Genomic DNA, 16,989 nt, shown 5'->3' with positions numbered 1-16,989 from the left:
ACACACAAAAAAGTGCGGGTAACCATTCGTATGGTAAGATGGAACAAATCGATTAAAAGAAGGTGTTCCGGTTGTTTGATCCGACCGCATTTGATAATTTGAAAACAGTATTGGAAGGCACGATTTATGACCGTGATCTTGATGGCACTATTACGATCACAAATCGTGCTGACTTAATTGATATAGCTTCACTTAACAGGGCTTATGCAATCACATTTTATTCTGTTGAAAATTCGATAGAGGCTGAAATGAGCTTAAAAGCAGATTTAAAAAAACTGGCTGTTGAGCTGCTTCCTGGTGATCATGGAGATCATGAAAAATTTGCAGGGGCGGTGATCTCCATTACCTATCGCAAAAAGGGAACATCCTGGAGTTCGCAGGAGCTGGAGATATTCAAGGGGCAGTGGGGGCAGGAAAGATGCTGCGAGCTTAGGACAATTTCGTCTAATCGAATGGACCCAATATGTGAAATGACAATAGAGTTCGACAGGACGATTACAGAGGATATGCTGAGAGATGTAGAGGAAATGGTGTATTATACCATTGAGACAACAGACTTGCTCAGCACAGGGAAAAAACGATGAAACTATTGCCTGAACATATAGCTGCGGCAGAAAACTGCATCCGGCCCTTTTTTGAGCGCGATCACTCCGGACATGACTGGGATCATATCCAGCGTGTCAGGAGGACGGCTCTTTTTCTATGTAAAGAGGAAGGATGCTCAGATGAACTGACAGTAGACTTAATTGCTCTTTTACATGACGTGGGGGATGACAAGCTTTATTCTTCACAAGAAGAGGCTCAATCAGCACTTCAGTCTGTTTTGCAGCAAATACAATTAGATGACGAATATTTAAAATTTATTTTAGAGGCTGTTCAATGCATTTCGTATAGCGGAGGGTGTACTCAGAAACAGATTCCCATAGAAGCCGCTATTGTTCGCGACGCTGACCGTCTTGATGCGATGGGAGCAATCGGAATTGCAAGGGCGTTTACGTATGGTGGTGCGATCGGTTCAAGGTTTCATGACGAGAAAATCCAGGTAAGACATGAGATGACCAAAGAAGCGTATCGAACAGAAAAATCGACGGTCATCAATCATTTTCACGAAAAATTACTGAAATTAAAAGATCTGATGCTGACAGATTCCGGTAAAAAAGCAGCCAATCATCGACATAAGTATATGGAAGAGTTCGTTAAACAGTTTTTAAAGGAATGGGGGGATCCGCATGAAACAGCTGACAGCGGAAAACATTGAAAAAACATATGGAGAGAAAACGTTATTTCGTGATCTGTCATTTGTAGTGTCAGAGAATGAAAAGATCGGTCTTATAGGTATTAATGGTACAGGTAAATCCAGTCTAATGCGTTTAATCGCAGGAATCGACGGGGCTGACAGCGGATCATTTAAGCACCCAAATGACTACCGCATCCAGTATTTACCCCAGGAACCGGATTTAGCAGAAGGGCTCACCGTGTTGAATGCTGTTTTCGAAAGTAATGCTCCTGTCATTCAGCAAATGAGAGAATACGAAGAAATTATGGACGAGTATGAAAAGAATCCTCAATCAGATGAGCTGCAGCGGCGTGTTTTAAAGGCACAGGAGGGAATGGATAAAGCAGATGCATGGGATGCAAATTCACAGGCAAAAATTATCCTTTCAAAATTAGGTGTCCACGATATAGGTGCAGTTGTAGGTACTTTATCAGGTGGCCAGAAAAAAAGAGTGGCACTTGCTAAAGTTCTGATTGAGACACCTGATCTGCTGCTTCTGGATGAACCGACCAACCATCTTGACTATGAGGCCATCCTTTGGCTGGAGGAATTCTTACGAAAATACTCGGGTTCTGTCATTATCGTTTCTCATGACCGGTATTTCTTGGATCAGGTCTCCACAAGAATGATTGAAATAGATCAGGGAAGAGCTTTTTCGTATAAAGGAAATTACCAGTCCTTTATCGAAGCCAAGGCGCAAAGAGAAGAAGAAGAACAGCAGTCTATGCAGAAAATGAAGAGCTTATACCGCAATGAATTGGCTTGGATGAGAAAAGGCGCTAAAGCAAGGACGACAAAGCAAAAAGCCAGAATCCAGCGATTTGAAACCATCGAGCAGGAAGTTGGGACCAGCTCAAATAACGATCAATTATCCATGGGGATGACTTCAAGCAGGTTAGGGAAGAGTGTCATAGAACTGCAGAACATTTCAAAAGGATTTAATGAAAGAACGTTATTTCAAGACGTAAATCTGCTCGTTCAAAGAACCTCAAGAATCGGAATTATCGGGAAGAACGGCACGGGAAAATCTACATTGCTGAACATTATTGCTAAAAGACTTGAGCCTGACCAGGGAACGGTGGATATTGGACAAACGGTCAAGCTGGCTTATTTCTCACAGGAAATCGCTGGTATGGATGGCAGCCAAAGAATGATTGAGTATATACGGGAAGGCGCAGAAGTCATTCAAACAGAAGAAGGCAGTGCGTCGGCTGCTCAAATGCTGGAGCGCTTTTTGTTTCCTCTTTCCACTCACGGAACTCCGATCTACAAACTGTCAGGCGGTGAAAAAAGAAGATTGTATCTTCTGCGTTTGTTAATGGAAAGGCCAAATGTGCTGCTGCTCGATGAACCAACAAACGATCTGGATACAGAGACTCTAACCGTTTTGGAACAATTTATTGAGGAGTTCCAGGGGGCAGTTATCACAGTATCCCATGATCGGTACTTTCTGGACAAAGTAGCTGAACATTTACTGGTGCTTAAGCCAGAGGGTAAAGTGGAACTTATACAGATGGATTATTCTTCTTATCTTAAACGGGAAATGGAAAACGTGAAAGCAAAAGCAGAACCCATAAAAATAGAAGGTAAAGAGCCTAAAAAAAAGAAAAAGCTGTCTTACCTTGAAAAAAAAGAATGGGAAGAAATAGATAGTAAAATCGCTCAGGCAGAAGAGAAGATTGAATCGCTTGATCAGGAGATGCAGACAATAGGCAGTGATTTTGACAAAGCGGAACGCATTATGGCAGAACAGCAAAAAACCAATGAGGAACTTGAACAGCTGATCGAACGCTGGGACTACTTGTCTGAGTTTGCAGAATGAGGCGATCTTTTCGAAAGAAAGAAATGAGTATGTTACACTATCAAAAAAGACTTATGGAAGGAGCGGTTGTATGAAAATCGTTTCAATAGAGCCTACTCCCAGTCCAAATACAATGAAAGTTATTGTAGATGAGGCATTGGCTGGAGGAAAAAGCAATAATTACAAGAAAGACGAAGCAGAAAGTGCTCCTGAAAAAATTAAAAACCTGCTGTTGATTGATGGGGTGAAAGGAATTTATCATGTAGCTGATTTTCTTGCGGTAGAACGCCACCCGAAAATGGACTGGCAGGAAATTCTCCCGAAAGTACGTGAAGTTTTTGGTGAAGTACGTGAGGAACAGGAAAATGAGACAAAAGTCAATGAGCATTTTGGAGAAGTGCAGGTTCAGGTATTGCAGTTCAAAGGAATCCCTATTCAAATTAAGCTAACGGATGGCAATGAAGAAAAAAGGTATGCAATGCCGGACTATTTTACAACAGCTATGGCAGATGCTCAGCTAGATGGGGACAACGTGGTCCTTCTCAGAAAATGGAAGGATTACGGTGTAAGATACGGAGATTTTGATCAGATTGCAAAAGACATAATGGACGAATTATTAGCCTCTTATCCTTCAAGCAGAGTGCAGGGAATCGTAACGGCTGCAAAAGAAGCGGATATCAGGGAAGAGAGAGCTAAAAGAGAGTTAAAGCCTGTAACGGTTGACATGTACCTTGCTGCAGACACTTGGCAGGAAAGGTACCAGCTTCTTGAGCAGATGCCAGAGCCGACTCTTGACGACCTGCCGCTTCTTAACACGGCGCTTGATGATGAGAAGCCTTCTGTAAGAAGGCTGGCAGTTGTTTATTTGGGAATGATTGAAGACGAACGTGTCCTTCCTTCACTTTATAAAGCATTATCAGATCGGACTGTTACAGTAAGAAGAACTGCCGGTGACTGTTTATCGGATCTTGGCTTTCCTGCAGCTGAAGAAGCAATGATGGAAGCGCTGAGGGATAAAAACAAGCTTGTACGCTGGAGAGCTGCCATGTTTTTATATGAAGCCGGAACAATGAATTCACTCCCTGCGCTAAAAGAAGCAAAGGATGATCCTGAATTTGAAGTGAAACTTCAAGTACTCATGGCGATTGAACGGATCGAAGGTGGAGAAGAAGCAAAGGGATCTGTCTGGAAGCAAATGACAGCTGCAAGACAACAAGGATTATAGGAGGAATTATCACATGTCTATGGCTTACGAAGAATATATGAAACAGCTGGTAAAGCCTATGCGCCAGGAATTGACTCAGGCGGGCTTTAAAGAGCTTACAAATGAAGAAGAAGTCCAGTCTTTCATGCAGGACGTCTCAGGAACATCTCTTGTCGTGATTAACTCTGTATGCGGATGTGCAGCCGGTCTTGCGAGACCTGCTGTTACTCAGGCGCTCATCACCCATGAAAAGGAGCCTGATCATCTGGTTACGGTTTTTGCCGGCCAGGATAAAGAAGCGACTCAAAAGATGCGGAGCTACATGACTGATTTCGAGGCTTCTTCTCCATCAATCGCACTGCTTAAAGATCAAAAAGTGGTGCATTTTATTCCAAGAGAAGAAATTGAAGATCACGCAGTGGAAGATATCGTATCGAATTTAAAAGGCGCAATGGACCTTCATTGCTGAGTCTGCATCAATTTTGCAGCAGGTATAGAAAGCTGTCCATGTTTTATAGTTTTCTCTAAATGAAAATAGATGTAAAAAAGGTGCCTTATAAGGTGCCTTTTTTATGCAGATAGAAGAAGGTGTGCACAAAATGATTGTCACTGCTGCAGGAAAAGCAGGTCAAAGCCAAATTAAAATGGCTGAGGAAGCAGCAAAAGAGCTGGGCGCGGAGTACAAAGAACGAAATAAAAAATCAATATCTTTTTTAATTGAGACCTATGGCAAACCGGTACTTGTGATCGGGAGCAGCAGATACGAGTATTACGAACAGGGAAATGAACCATTTTTCTTTCATCCAAATTCAAGCGCTTTTCGTTTAAAGCGATTGATGAACGGTGAAAACGATCCGTTCATCAATGCTGCCGGACTGCAAAAAGGAAATTCATTTTTAGACTGTACACTTGGTCTTGGAGCGGACTCTATAGTGGCATCCTACATTACCGGAGAGGAAGGCAGTGTTACCGGAATTGAAAAAAATCCAATGATAGGTTATCTGGTGCGGCAAGGTCTCACACATTGGCATACACCGAATCCTCAGCTTGAAAAATCTATGAAAAGAATTAATGTGCATATTGCTGATCATCTAAGTTATTTAAAAACGCTTAAAGACCGGTCAGTGGATGTGATTTATTTTGATCCTATGTTCTCATCCTCCATTTCAGAGTCATCCGGAATAGAACCATTAAGGCGATATGCAGAATATGATGAGGAATCGTTACTCGAGTCTATTGAAGTAGCGAAAAGAGCAGCAAAAAAAAGAGTCGTGTTTAAAGACCATTATTCATCACCGCGATTTGAGACGTTTGGCTTTAAGGTTGACGTAAGACCCTCATCTAAACAGCAGTACGGAATTATAAATGTAGAATAACAGCAAACATAATGCAGTAAAAAGACCATTTGGGCACGCGAAATGCTCAAATGGTCTTAAACACGCTATAATGTTGAATTGATTGGGTTATTTAAACGTTACTCAGCAAATTGCAAATAAACAAAATATGCAAGCATTAACAAGAACCCAGTGCCAATCAATATACTTTCCATGGTGTTCCCTCCCTACCATTTAGCAATAAGTCAATTTCATAACGAAAATTAAGAATTAATGAAACCTTTAGCGGATCTCTTCGTAATCAAGTATAATGTATTTATGAGTAAAGAGACAAGAAGGGATTTGCTAATAATGCCGAACTGGTTAAAAAAATCACTCGTTGTACTTATTTCAATTCTTACTTTTGGCATGGTCACGCCACAGGATCTGCTTGCTGACCAGCCTAAAAATGACAGCCAGTCCCCAAAAACATTTTCTTCTATGGAATCTGACACGGTTGTTGCAGAAACCGTTATTACGGTTTCCTCAAAAGAAGAACTCATTGAAAATTTAATGGATGATGCTCAAAAAATAACAAGTGAAAAATTAGGTCAACGCGTTATGCCAAGGATTGAGAGAGAATTTCAGAGCCAGGTGCTTCCTGAAATGGAAAAAGTGATTTCTTCTTTAGTTCATGAATATACACCATCAGAATATCATCATTTAATTATTTCCCCCGCTATAGGAAAAGGGGATGGTGAGCGGATTTTCCATATAATGGATGAACAAACAAGGGAAGATGTTTTATGCTTTCATGTTAGAAGAGATCAGCCTCCTCTAGAAGGATTTACGTTTAATTTCCATTATCATACCCAGAAAGATCATTTTGAATCTCATAACATGCTTTCATCTATTTATTGGGGAAAAGATACTCCGCCCAAATTTGGATCAAAACTATTGCACTAAAGCTTGCCCAATAGGCTGCCCGAACGTAAATCGATTGATTTCGTTCGGGCTTTTCCTTTTATAAAAGTACACAGTTGCAATTTCTGCTTTGATATCTGTTTATTTTTTCTTTATACTTACGTTGATAAGAATGTCAGGAGGTCTTCAAATGCGTCAATATTTAGATTTATTACATAATGTTTTAGAAAACGGGACAGTAAAGGATGATCGAACAGGCACAGGCACCATCAGTTCATTTGGTCATCAGATGAAGTTTGACCTGTCTGAAGGCTTCCCGATGGTCACCACAAAAAAGGTCCCATTTGGTTTAATTAAAAGTGAGCTTCTTTGGTTTTTAAAAGGGGACACAAATATTCGTTATCTTCTAAAGCATAATAATCATATTTGGGATGAATGGGCATTTAAAAAATGGGTGGAGAGCAGTGAATACCGGGGACCTGATATGACGAATTTTGGTTTGCGGATTCATCAGGATGAGTCATTTAAACCCGTGTATGAAGAACAAATGAAGTTCTTTACGAACGCTATTTTGGAGGATGATGACTTCGCTGAAAAATACGGGGATCTTGGCAGTGTCTATGGTAAGCAGTGGAGAGAATGGAAAAAGTCAACAGGTGAAACAATCGATCAAATAAAGGAAGTCATCCACTCGATTAAACATAATCCGGATTCAAGAAGGCATATCGTGACTGCCTGGAATCCTGAAGATGTTCCTGCGATGGCGCTTCCGCCATGCCACACTCTTTTTCAGTTTTATGTAGCAGAAGGGAAGCTGTCATGCCAGCTTTATCAGCGAAGCGGTGATTTATTTTTAGGGATCCCCTTTAATGTTGCAAGCTATTCTTTATTGACGTGTCTTATTGCAAATGAATGCGGTTTGGAGCCTGGTACATTTGTTCACACAATTGGGGATGCCCATATTTACTCTAATCACATCTCACAGGTAAAAGAACAGTTAAGCAGAAATCCCAAGGATCTCCCGCAGCTTGAATTTGACCTGAATAAGAATCTATTTTCACTGGAGCCGGATGACATTAAATTAAAGGGGTACGAGCCGCACCCCGCCATTAAAGCTCCAGTGGCAGTATAAAGGAGAGACGCCGAATGATTTCTATCATCGCAGCACATGCAAACAACCGGATAATCGGTCACGAAATGGACATGCCCTGGCATCTCCCTAATGACCTGGCTTACTTTAAAAAACAGACGACAGGCAAAACGCTGTTAATGGGCAGAAAAACATTTGAATCCATGAATGGACCTTTAAAAAACAGAACGAATATTGTTATTACGGGAAATAAAGAGTGGTCACATGAAGGAGCCATTACGGTTCATTCCATTGAAGAAGGACTGGACCTGCTCCGCAAAACAGAGGAAGAAACCTTTATAATCGGAGGGGGCTTTGTTTATAAAAGCACAATTGATTTTGCCGACAGATTATATATTACAGTTATTGATCTTGAAACAGAAGGGGATACCACGTTTCCGGACTATTCGTCAAACGAGTGGGAAGAAGTTTCCTCGGTGCCTGGAGTAAAGGACGAAAAAAATCCCTATGATTATACGTTTAAAATTTATGACCGCATTCATAAAAAAAACAGCTGAAGATTTTTCAGCTGTTTTTATACGTATAAAATCACACAAAAATACATAAATGCGCTTCCCGCAATAACAAACAAATGCCAGATGGCGTGGTTGTAAGGAAGCTTTCTCCATATATAAAAGATGGCTCCGATCGAATAAAACAGTCCGCCCGCAAATAACAGGGCAAAGCCTGAGAATGTCAGCTGATGGTACAGTGGAACGATGGCAATCATAATCAGCCAGCCCATTAGAATATAAAATAATGTGGCAATGATCTGATATCTGTCTACAAAATAACATTTGAATACAATACCTGCTGCGGCCAGACCCCACACGATTCCAAATATTGTCCAGCCGAGAGGATCTCTTAAAGACACAAGCATAAATGGTGTATAAGTTCCAGCAATCAGGAGATACACTGCTGAATGATCCAGAATAGCGAAAAGTTTTTTTAGTTTTCCCTCTTTTACACTATGCAGCAACGTTGAAAACAGGAAAAGGATAATCATTGAAGCGCCAAATATGGAAAAGCTGACAATATGCCATGCCGTTCCTTTTTCTACAGCAAACAGAATTAAAAAAACGAGAGCGGGAATACTCAGCAGCAGCCCGATTCCATGTGTTATTGCATTAGCCAGTTCTTCTTTCGAGTCTTTATAGTCAAACGTATCCATATATTCAGCTCCCTGGTCTCAATCTTGCAAATTTATGATTCAAGTTACTCTTAATTTTATCGGGTCAAATAGCTTTATGCAATTTAATAAGATCACACCCTTTTGGTGAAACGCTTTCATTATGACCGGGAAGCTTCTTTAGCCGGTGGGGCTGTTCGGTTATATGATCCTTATATGACACTTGTCATAACTTTTTTACTCATAACTGTTCTTCCTGTAAATTGTCCTTTAAGTTATTGTATAATGGGGAACAGGAAATGGATGAATAGGATGTGTATAAAATGAACAAAGTGAAAATTGTTACAGATTCAACCGTTGATCTTAAAGAAGAAATAGTAGAAAAGTATAATATAACAATTGTTCCTTTAACACTGTCAATTGATGGCAGATCTTATGTGGACCGGGTAGAAATAACTCCCCAGGAATTTTTAGACAAGATGAGAGTGTCAAAGGAACTTCCTAAAAGTTCTCAGCCGTCCGCTGGCGCTTTTAAAGAAATGTATGATGAATTAGGTTCGGATGGCAGCAGTATTATTTCCATTCATATGACTGGGAATATGAGCGGAACGGTAAGATCAGCTCTTACAGCAAAAGATTTAACAGAAGCGGATGTATCCGTAGTAGATTCAAGGTTTATCTCAAAAGCACTTTCATTTCAGGTGGTCGAAGCTGCAATAATGGCCCAGGAAGGTGCATCAAAAAATGCAATATTGGACAGAGTGTCTCAAATTAGAGATTCCACCCATTTGTTTGTGGTGGTTGATACGCTTGAGAATCTGGTTAAAGGCGGCAGAATAGGAAAAGGACGAGCAATGATTGGTTCATTGTTGAATATTAAGCCGATTGCATCCCTGGCAAATGGAGAATATACACCGGTGTCCAAAGCCAGAAGCCATTCTCAGGTTGTCAAATACCTGGTCAATGAATTTAAAAAAGATGTTGAAGGCAAAACAATCAAAGCGGTGGGGATTGTTCATGCCAATGGATTAATGCTTGCCCAATCATTAAAAGAAAAAATCGTAACCGAGTGCAATTTTGAGAATGTCTCGATTGAAGAAACGACACCGGTAATTTCCACTCATACAGGTGAAGGCGCAATTGGATTTATGTACCAGGCTGAATAAATGATTCGCCTTCCGTTTCCGCGGAAGGCTTCTCTTTATTTTAGTCCCTGAAGTGTTTATTTTTAAGCTAAAGCACCCGGGCTTCGCTTTCATGTTTATCATGGACTGCAAGTGATATAATAAGGGTATAGGAAGTGAAAGAAGGTGGGAAATTTGATGAAAAAATCAGTCAGGTTTGGCGCCGTTGCGTTGTCATCTATTTTCCTGGCCTCCTGTATCGGCGGCAATTCAACTGAACAGGCGGAACGAAACTTCACCATGGAAAATAAACCATTGCCTGATTCGTCATTTATTCCTAAAGAGGTGAATGTAGTATCTGTCGGGGACTCCCTCACCGAAGGAGTTGGTGACAGTACAGGTCTTGGCGGCTACGTTCCCATATTGGAAAAAAACATGGAAATGCAAGATGAATTCAGCGATGTTGAAATTATAAATTTTGGTAAAAGAGGAAATCGGTCAGACCAATTGTTAAAACGGTTGAAAGAAGAAGAGCCTATTCGAACTTCTATTATGGAAGCAGACTCAGTGATCGTTACAATTGGGGGAAACGATGTGATGAAGGTATTCAGGTCTAATTTTCCTTCTTTATCCTATGGTGACTTCTCTGCGGCTCTAGTCCAATATGAGGATAGACTAACAAATATATTCAGTGAGGTAAGATCTGTAAATCCTGATGCCTCTATTGTTCTCATGGGAATATATAACCCTTTTTTCGTTCTTTCTGCAGATATACAGGAGATGGAACTGATTGTAGAGGAGTGGAACAACTCAGCTAAAGCGATTGCCGGTCAATGGGATAATACTTCCTTTGTGGAAGTTTCGGATCTGTTTGCCTCTTCTCAGGAGAACTTATTGCATACCGATTATTTTCATCCCAATGATATCGGTTACTCATTGATTGCTGAACGCATTGAAGAGGCATTGACAGGAATCTTATTACAAGCAGAAGAGTAGAAAGTGGGATGGTATGAAGAATAAATGGAAAGTATCTTTTTTACTTTTAGCAGCGGTTGTTTTACTTGGTTTAATTTATATACTTTATCTGTTATTTCAGCCGGTGGAACAAAGATTGCCGGCAGATGCAGCCCCGGCTCTTCCGCCGGAATCTCAGGCTGAGTTTAATGTAACAACTACGAAAGAAGATTTAACAATTGTTGCCAATCGATTTCTTGAAGAAGAGTTAAATGGGCAGATTGACTTCTCCGTCGCTCTGGATGATTTAGTGGCGCTGCAAGGGTCATTGCCGGTATTTAATTCCCAAATCGACTTTTTAATGACGTTTGATGCACAAGCGATGGAAAATGGCAATTTGCTGCTGACTCAGGAGAGCCTATCTCTGGGTGCGATCGATTTGCCTGTTTCGAATGTGCTGAAATTTATAGAAGACTCTTATGAGTTTCCTGAATGGGTAGACGTTCAGCCGAATGATCAGGAGATCATCATCCAGGTAACTGAAATTGATGTAGCGGCAGGTCTTAATGTAAAAACAAATCAATTTAACTTACGAGATAATGATATTTCATTTTCAATCTATGTTCCGCGCTAAGGGGGAGAAAGAAATTGGACAATCAACAGTATAAGAAAGCAACATTTGCAGGCGGATGCTTCTGGTGTATGGTTAAGCCTTTTGATGAACAACCGGGGATCATTCGTATCACGTCCGGCTATACAGGAGGTACGAAAGAAAACCCTACCTATCAGGAAGTTTGCAGTGAAACAACCGGTCACCGGGAAGCTGTTCAAATTATTTATGATCCTGCGCTTTTTCCATATGAAAAACTGGTAGATCTCTTCTGGACCCAAATCGATCCCACTGACGCAGGCGGTCAATTTTTTGACAGAGGTGAATCGTATAAAACCGCCATTTACTATCATGATGAAGAGCAGAAAAAAATCGCGCTGTCTTCAAGGCAGGAGCTTGAAGACAGTGCACGCTATAATGCACCTATTGTAACAGATATATTTGAAGCTAAGCCTTTTTATGAAGCGGAGAAAGAGCATCAGGACTATTATAAAAAACATCCCATCCGTTACAATGCCTATCATCAGGGGTCGGGCAGAGCGGGCTTTATAAAAAAATACAATCAAAGGAGTCTTGAAAATGACTAAGGACTTTGATAAATCTAAATTAACGAAAATGCAATATGACGTGACACAAAATAATGGGACGGAGCCTCCTTTTAGAAATGATTACTGGGATGAATTCAAGGACGGAATTTATGTTGATATCGTGTCCGGTAAGCCACTTTTCAGTTCCACTGATAAGTACGATGCAGGATGCGGCTGGCCAAGCTTTACAAAACCTATAACGGATGCAGAAGTTCTTGAAAAAAAAGATACAAGTCACTTTATGATTCGAACCGAGGTGCGAGGCAGTTCTTCAGATTCTCATCTGGGACACGTATTTAATGATGGTCCTGGACCTGATGGATTAAGATACTGCATAAATTCAGCTGCATTGCGTTTTATTCCAAAAGAAGATTTAGAAAAAGAAGGCTATGCCGTTTATACAAAATTGTTTGACTAAAATCATTTATTTAGGTAAGTTAACAGTTCTAATGTTTTGTATTACACTTAATTGTCTATATCAAGAGTAGGAGAGTGATTAGTATGTTAAAAAAATTATTTGGCAAAAAAGAAGAAGCACCATCTGAAATTTCTGTATATGCACCGATTAATGGGAAATTATTAACGCTTGATGAAGTTCCCGATCCTGTTTTTTCTCAAAAAATGATGGGTGACGGCATTGCGATCGAGCCTGCTGATGGTAAAGTAGTCTCCCCAATTGATGGAGAAGTGGTTCAGGTATTTCCAACGAAGCATGCAATAGGATTAAAAGCTAAAAATGGAGCGGAAATCTTAATCCATATCGGGCTTGAAACAGTTTCGATGGAAGGAAAAGGATTTGAAACTCATGTTGCTGAAGGATCTAAAGTAAATGTTGGCGACCCGCTCGTTACTTTTGATCTTGAATTGGTTGCTGAAAAAGCGAAAAGCACCATTACACCCATTATTCTCACAAATGGAGACGATCTTGGTTCTATATCCAAGAAAACGCTGCAGACTACAACAGCAGGAAAAGACGTTGTAATGGACATACCTACAAAATCATAATTGCTGCAAAAAGCTGGGACGCTTTACTTTGTCCCAGCTTTTTTAGTTTTTCTGCTGTTATGCAAAAAGGATATAGTTAAAAACCGCCGGCAAAGACAAAAGCGGTTCTATTTTCAAGTTGATTAATTCATCAAGCCTTTTGTTTTTTAAGCAGCTGAATTATACTAATGAATCAGATGACGTTTGAATTCAATGCCTGATCCAGCGCATTGACTCAGAATCAAAAGGTTATCATTCTGTCTTACAGGGTAGAAATCAATAAAAATACAATGAATCAAAAATACAAACTGACGGGAAGAGGAGAATAAAATGAACCGATCTTTTTACCATTTTGCTATGAAATACAGAGAGCCTCAGCCTATATCTGATCAAAGTAAATTGGCAAATGCAATGTATGATGATTTGGATTTCCCAAAAATGTCCGAAGACTATCACGAATTGAGCAATTATATCGAACTTACAGAAATTTACAACGATAAAATTTCGATTTTTGATCAAATGTGGGAAGAGTATAAAATTGAGATAAAGCTGGAATTGGGCTAGCTGCTTACTTAGTAGCAACTCCGAATACAGAAAAGAAAGGAGGAAAAGATCTTTGTCACTATTTAATAAGGCCTTGGCTTCTATCGGGATAGGTTCGGTAAAAATTGACAGCAGACTTTCTAAACCTTCTTTTCGTATTGGAGAAAGGGTTGATGGGAAGGTACTGATCAAAGGGGGATCTGTAGAACAGGAGATCGATGCAATTTACTTATGTCTGATGACTGACTATTTAAGAAACTCCAACAACAAGGCATATAAAGATCAGACGGTTATAAAAAGAGTAAAGGTTTCAGAACCTTTTACTGTACTTGAAAACGAAATTATTGAAATTCCTTTCAGTTTTGTTTTGCCGCTGCTGACACCGATCACTGCAAGTGGAACAAGCATCTGGGTTAAAACAGAAGCAGGGATTAAAAATGCTAAAGATCCCACTGACAGGGACCTAATCACCATTAAACCATCTCTATTGTTAACTGACATGATGCAGGCTGTACTCTCATTAGGCTTTACTCTCGATTATTCCAGATGCCATGAAGCCCCTGAGAGATATAAGAAAACACAGCAATATATTCAATGTTTTTACTTTAAGCCTCTTGAGGGAAAATGGAAGGATATAGAGAATATCGAAATTGTATTTTTTGCTGAATCAGAGGACACGTATGATCTTTTTATAGAAGTTAATAATAAAGTGAACGACAGTGTGAAGAAGGAACTTTATTTACATTCTGAGTCGATCTTTTATATAAAGATCAGACAAGAAAGAGTTCATGAAATTCCTAATAAAATCCTGCAGCTTATGAAGCAGTCGCATCAGCTTGATTAATAGTTGAAATCAATTTAAAAAAACGCTACAATTGGTTAGCTGGAAAAGGAATTTAAGGAGGAAACAAACATGAGCATCCATATTGGAGCTAAAAAAGGTGAGATAGCTGAAACGGTATTATTGCCGGGAGATCCACTACGTGCAAAATACATAGCTGAAACTTTTTTGGAAGATGTAACCTGCTATAATGAAGTGCGCAATATGTTCGGGTACACTGGAACATATAAAGGAAAACGAATCTCTGTACAAGGTACAGGAATGGGCGTTCCTTCCATTTCAATTTACGCTAATGAATTAATTGAGCAGTATGATGTGCAAAATTTAATCCGTGTAGGAACATGCGGAGCTATTCAAAAGGACGTAAAAGTTCGCGACGTCATTCTCGCTATGACTGCTTCAACAGATTCAAATATGAATCAGCGCACTTTCAACGGAGTTGATTATGCACCAGCTGCAAACTTTAACCTGTTGAAAAATGCGTATGATGCCGGTACTGAAAAGGGCTTGAATTTAAAAGTTGGAAATGTTTTCACCGCAGATATTTTTTACGATGATAATGCCGAGCATGAAAAATGGGCAAAGTATGGCATCTTAGCTGTTGAAATGGAAACATCTGCTCTTTATACGCTTGCTGCTAAGTATGACCGTAAAGCGTTGTCCGTATTAACCGTCAGCGACCACATTTTAACAGGGGAAGCAACTTCTTCAGAAGAACGTCAGCTAACCTTTAATGACATGATCGTTGTAGCTTTAGACGCGGCAATTGCTGAATAGGATTTTACCGTTCAGCCAGGTGAAAAGGTTGACTGCATTGGCAGTCAGCCTTTTATTTTCTATTAGAGAAGCAAGTAAGAGTCAATAGGCTTTTACTTACAGTTTGAAAACTGATAAGATATAAGAGATTATTGATAAAGGTATTGCTGAATGAGAAAGTGGTGATTCGATGGATAAAGATCCAAATGAGCAACAGCAAAGCAATGATAATAATGAAGTTCAGAAAGAACAGAAGGTTAATTCCTCTAAGTTTGTTAATATTAAAAAATTTAATTTTGTTATGCTGCTTTTTTTCACTGTATTAGCGACTGCAGGCATTTCAATCTTCGCTCTTTCATTCGGCGATGAAAAGGCTGTAACAGTGGGCGTTCCTGAGCGTCCTGAATTTACTAAGCTTTACGATGCATATGATTCTATTAATAATGAGTATTTTATGGATATTGAAGAGGACGCTCTGGTAAATGGAGCAATTAATGGGATGCTGGAAGCGCTTGATGATCCCTACTCTGATTATATGAATCAGCAGGAAGCAGCTCAGTTTAACGAAAATATTTCCTCCAGTTTTCAAGGAATTGGTGCAGAAATTCAATCATTAAACGACGTTATAACAGTTGTTTCTCCTATTAAAGGATCACCTGCAGAAGAAGCCGGGATTCTCCCTAACGATCAAATCCTGGCTGTTGATGGTGAAAGCATTCAGGGAATGAGCGCAAACGAAGCCGTCCTGCTGATCCGGGGTGAAAAGGGCACCGAAGTCACTCTTTCCATTCAGCGTCCTGGCATGCAGGAAACGATGGAGATCAGCATTACAAGAGATGACATTCCGATTGATACTGTTTACTACGAGATGGACGAAAATAATATTGGACTTATCCAATTAACGAGTTTTTCTGAGAATACGTATGAAGAGCTGACAGCAGCCATTGAGGACCTTGAAGGCCAAGGGATGGAAGCGATGGTGCTGGATATGCGTCAAAATCCGGGGGGATTACTCCCACAAGCTATATCCATTGCTAACCTATTTGTACCTGAAGGTGAAACCATTGTTCAGATCGAAGAGAAAAATGGAGAAAAGCAGGTCATTGAGGCACAGGCAGGAGAAAAGATTGATCTTCCTACTTCCGTTATCATTGATGAAGGAAGTGCGAGTGCTTCAGAGATCGTAGCAGCTGCTTTAAATGAAACTGCTGGAATTCCTTTATTTGGCCAGACTTCTTTTGGAAAAGGAACAGTTCAGACTGCTGAAGAGTTCAGCGATCAATCCAATATGAAGATTACAACAGCAAGATGGCTTACACCAGAAGGAAACTGGATTCATGAAGATGGGATTGAACCAACGACTGAAGTGAGTCTGCCAGACTATGCTTTTCTTCCATTTTTGGAAGTTGATATAGAACTGGAAGAGTCTATGCTTTCAGAGCAGGTTAAAACAGCAGAAGAGATGCTGCAGGCGGTAGGATATGATCCAGGTAATATTGATGGACTGTTTGACGAAGATACTGTATCAGCAGTTGAATCTTTCCAAGAAGAAAATGACCTGGAGGTAACGGGCACCATCAATAATGATACAGCCAACCTCTTAATTACAGCGTTACGTGAAGAACTTGAAGAAAACGATCCTCAAGTAGAAGAAGCCAGCGAGTATTTAATTGAAGAAGCTGATATCAATCCAGAAGAAGCTGAGGAAGAAACAGAAGAAGATGCTGCCTAATTCAACACAGCTGCTTGTTTTTTCTAAAACTTTTTGAATTTAAAACTAGCGCATCAAATGCGCTAGTTTTTTTACATCACTT

General features: G+C 40.0%; 20 protein-coding genes. 19 read left to right on the top strand and 1 reads right to left on the bottom strand.

What is annotated here, in order from left to right; genetic code table 11:
- The first annotated feature begins 71 nt into the window (after window positions 1-71).
- The 9 genes from P6709_RS02405 (at window position 72) to P6709_RS02365 (ending at window position 8,165) form a co-directional block, all read left to right on the top strand.
- Window positions 72-584 (top strand): hypothetical protein, encoded by a 513-nt coding sequence (locus P6709_RS02405; protein ID WP_278239284.1) that lies wholly within the window; start codon window positions 72-74, stop codon window positions 582-584.
- The gene (locus P6709_RS02400) at window positions 581-1,258 is read left to right on the top strand and encodes an HD domain-containing protein (RefSeq protein ID WP_278239283.1); all 678 of its coding nucleotides are present in this window, start codon (window positions 581-583) and stop codon (window positions 1,256-1,258) included. The genes P6709_RS02405 and P6709_RS02400 overlap by 4 nt, the downstream gene beginning before the upstream one ends.
- Window positions 1,230-3,098: an ABC-F family ATP-binding cassette domain-containing protein gene (locus P6709_RS02395; RefSeq protein ID WP_278239282.1), complete on the top strand. Its 1,869-nt coding sequence runs from the start codon at window positions 1,230-1,232 to the stop codon at window positions 3,096-3,098. Before P6709_RS02400 ends, P6709_RS02395 begins: the two co-directional genes overlap by 29 nt.
- A 70-nt stretch (window positions 3,099-3,168) precedes the next feature.
- A complete protein-coding gene (locus P6709_RS02390) occupies window positions 3,169-4,302 on the top strand; it encodes a conserved virulence factor C family protein (RefSeq protein ID WP_278239281.1) in 1,134 nt (377 codons plus the stop codon).
- A gap of 13 nt (window positions 4,303-4,315) precedes the next feature.
- Window positions 4,316-4,750 (top strand): BrxA/BrxB family bacilliredoxin, encoded by a 435-nt coding sequence (locus tag P6709_RS02385; protein ID WP_278239280.1) that lies wholly within the window; start codon window positions 4,316-4,318, stop codon window positions 4,748-4,750.
- Window positions 4,751-4,853: 103 nt separating this feature from the next.
- Complete coding sequence (locus P6709_RS02380) at window positions 4,854-5,657, top strand: class I SAM-dependent methyltransferase (RefSeq protein WP_278239279.1); 804 nt, start codon at window positions 4,854-4,856, stop codon at window positions 5,655-5,657.
- A 309-nt stretch (window positions 5,658-5,966) separates the two neighbouring features.
- Window positions 5,967-6,560: a YpjP family protein gene (locus P6709_RS02375; protein ID WP_278239278.1), complete on the top strand. Its 594-nt coding sequence runs from the start codon at window positions 5,967-5,969 to the stop codon at window positions 6,558-6,560.
- A 148-nt stretch (window positions 6,561-6,708) separates the two neighbouring features.
- Window positions 6,709-7,650: a thymidylate synthase gene (locus tag P6709_RS02370; protein ID WP_278239277.1), complete on the top strand. Its 942-nt coding sequence runs from the start codon at window positions 6,709-6,711 to the stop codon at window positions 7,648-7,650.
- A gap of 14 nt (window positions 7,651-7,664) precedes the next feature.
- A complete protein-coding gene (locus P6709_RS02365) occupies window positions 7,665-8,165 on the top strand; it encodes a dihydrofolate reductase (protein WP_278239276.1) in 501 nt (166 codons plus the stop codon).
- 17 nt (window positions 8,166-8,182) lie between these two features.
- Here P6709_RS02365 and trhA read toward each other — a convergent pair whose 3' ends face one another.
- A complete protein-coding gene (gene trhA, locus P6709_RS02360; RefSeq protein WP_278239275.1) occupies window positions 8,183-8,818 on the bottom strand; it encodes a PAQR family membrane homeostasis protein TrhA in 636 nt (211 codons plus the stop codon).
- Window positions 8,819-9,099: 281 nt separating this feature from the next.
- Between trhA and P6709_RS02355 the strand changes: the two genes are divergently transcribed.
- The 10 genes from P6709_RS02355 to P6709_RS02310 all read left to right on the top strand — a co-directional run bounded on the left by P6709_RS02355 (window position 9,100) and on the right by P6709_RS02310 (window position 16,907).
- Window positions 9,100-9,942, top strand: a complete 843-nt coding sequence (locus P6709_RS02355; RefSeq protein ID WP_278239274.1) for a DegV family protein — start codon at window positions 9,100-9,102, stop codon at window positions 9,940-9,942.
- A 156-nt stretch (window positions 9,943-10,098) separates the two neighbouring features.
- Window positions 10,099-10,896, top strand: a complete 798-nt coding sequence (locus P6709_RS02350) for an SGNH/GDSL hydrolase family protein (protein WP_278239273.1) — start codon at window positions 10,099-10,101, stop codon at window positions 10,894-10,896.
- Between the two features lie 13 nt (window positions 10,897-10,909).
- Window positions 10,910-11,488 carry a YpmS family protein gene (locus P6709_RS02345; RefSeq protein WP_278239272.1) on the top strand — a complete coding sequence of 193 codons (579 nt, stop codon included), beginning with the start codon at window positions 10,910-10,912 and terminating at the stop codon, window positions 11,486-11,488.
- A 14-nt stretch (window positions 11,489-11,502) separates the two neighbouring features.
- Window positions 11,503-12,051 (top strand): peptide-methionine (S)-S-oxide reductase MsrA, encoded by a 549-nt coding sequence (gene msrA, locus P6709_RS02340; protein WP_278239271.1) that lies wholly within the window; start codon window positions 11,503-11,505, stop codon window positions 12,049-12,051.
- The gene (gene msrB / locus P6709_RS02335) at window positions 12,044-12,469 is read left to right on the top strand and encodes a peptide-methionine (R)-S-oxide reductase MsrB (protein ID WP_278239270.1); all 426 of its coding nucleotides are present in this window, start codon (window positions 12,044-12,046) and stop codon (window positions 12,467-12,469) included. Before msrA ends, msrB begins: the two co-directional genes overlap by 8 nt.
- A gap of 83 nt (window positions 12,470-12,552) precedes the next feature.
- A complete protein-coding gene (locus tag P6709_RS02330; RefSeq protein ID WP_278239269.1) occupies window positions 12,553-13,056 on the top strand; it encodes a PTS sugar transporter subunit IIA in 504 nt (167 codons plus the stop codon).
- A 309-nt stretch (window positions 13,057-13,365) separates the two neighbouring features.
- Complete coding sequence (locus tag P6709_RS02325; protein WP_278239268.1) at window positions 13,366-13,599, top strand: YozE family protein; 234 nt, start codon at window positions 13,366-13,368, stop codon at window positions 13,597-13,599.
- Window positions 13,600-13,651: 52 nt separating this feature from the next.
- Window positions 13,652-14,422, top strand: a complete 771-nt coding sequence (locus tag P6709_RS02320) for a sporulation protein (RefSeq protein ID WP_278239267.1) — start codon at window positions 13,652-13,654, stop codon at window positions 14,420-14,422.
- 69 nt (window positions 14,423-14,491) lie between these two features.
- Window positions 14,492-15,196: a purine-nucleoside phosphorylase gene (deoD, locus tag P6709_RS02315; RefSeq protein WP_278239266.1), complete on the top strand. Its 705-nt coding sequence runs from the start codon at window positions 14,492-14,494 to the stop codon at window positions 15,194-15,196.
- Between the two features lie 169 nt (window positions 15,197-15,365).
- Window positions 15,366-16,907 (top strand): S41 family peptidase, encoded by a 1,542-nt coding sequence (locus P6709_RS02310; protein WP_278239265.1) that lies wholly within the window; start codon window positions 15,366-15,368, stop codon window positions 16,905-16,907.
- The last annotated feature ends 82 nt before the right edge of the window (window positions 16,908-16,989 follow it).

This window comes from Jeotgalibacillus sp. ET6, from assembly GCF_029667115.1.
Taxonomy (GTDB): Bacteria; Bacillota; Bacilli; order Bacillales; family Jeotgalibacillaceae; genus Jeotgalibacillus.
Note: the sequence above shows the minus strand (reverse complement) of the source record. Positions and strands in the feature narration are given on the sequence as shown.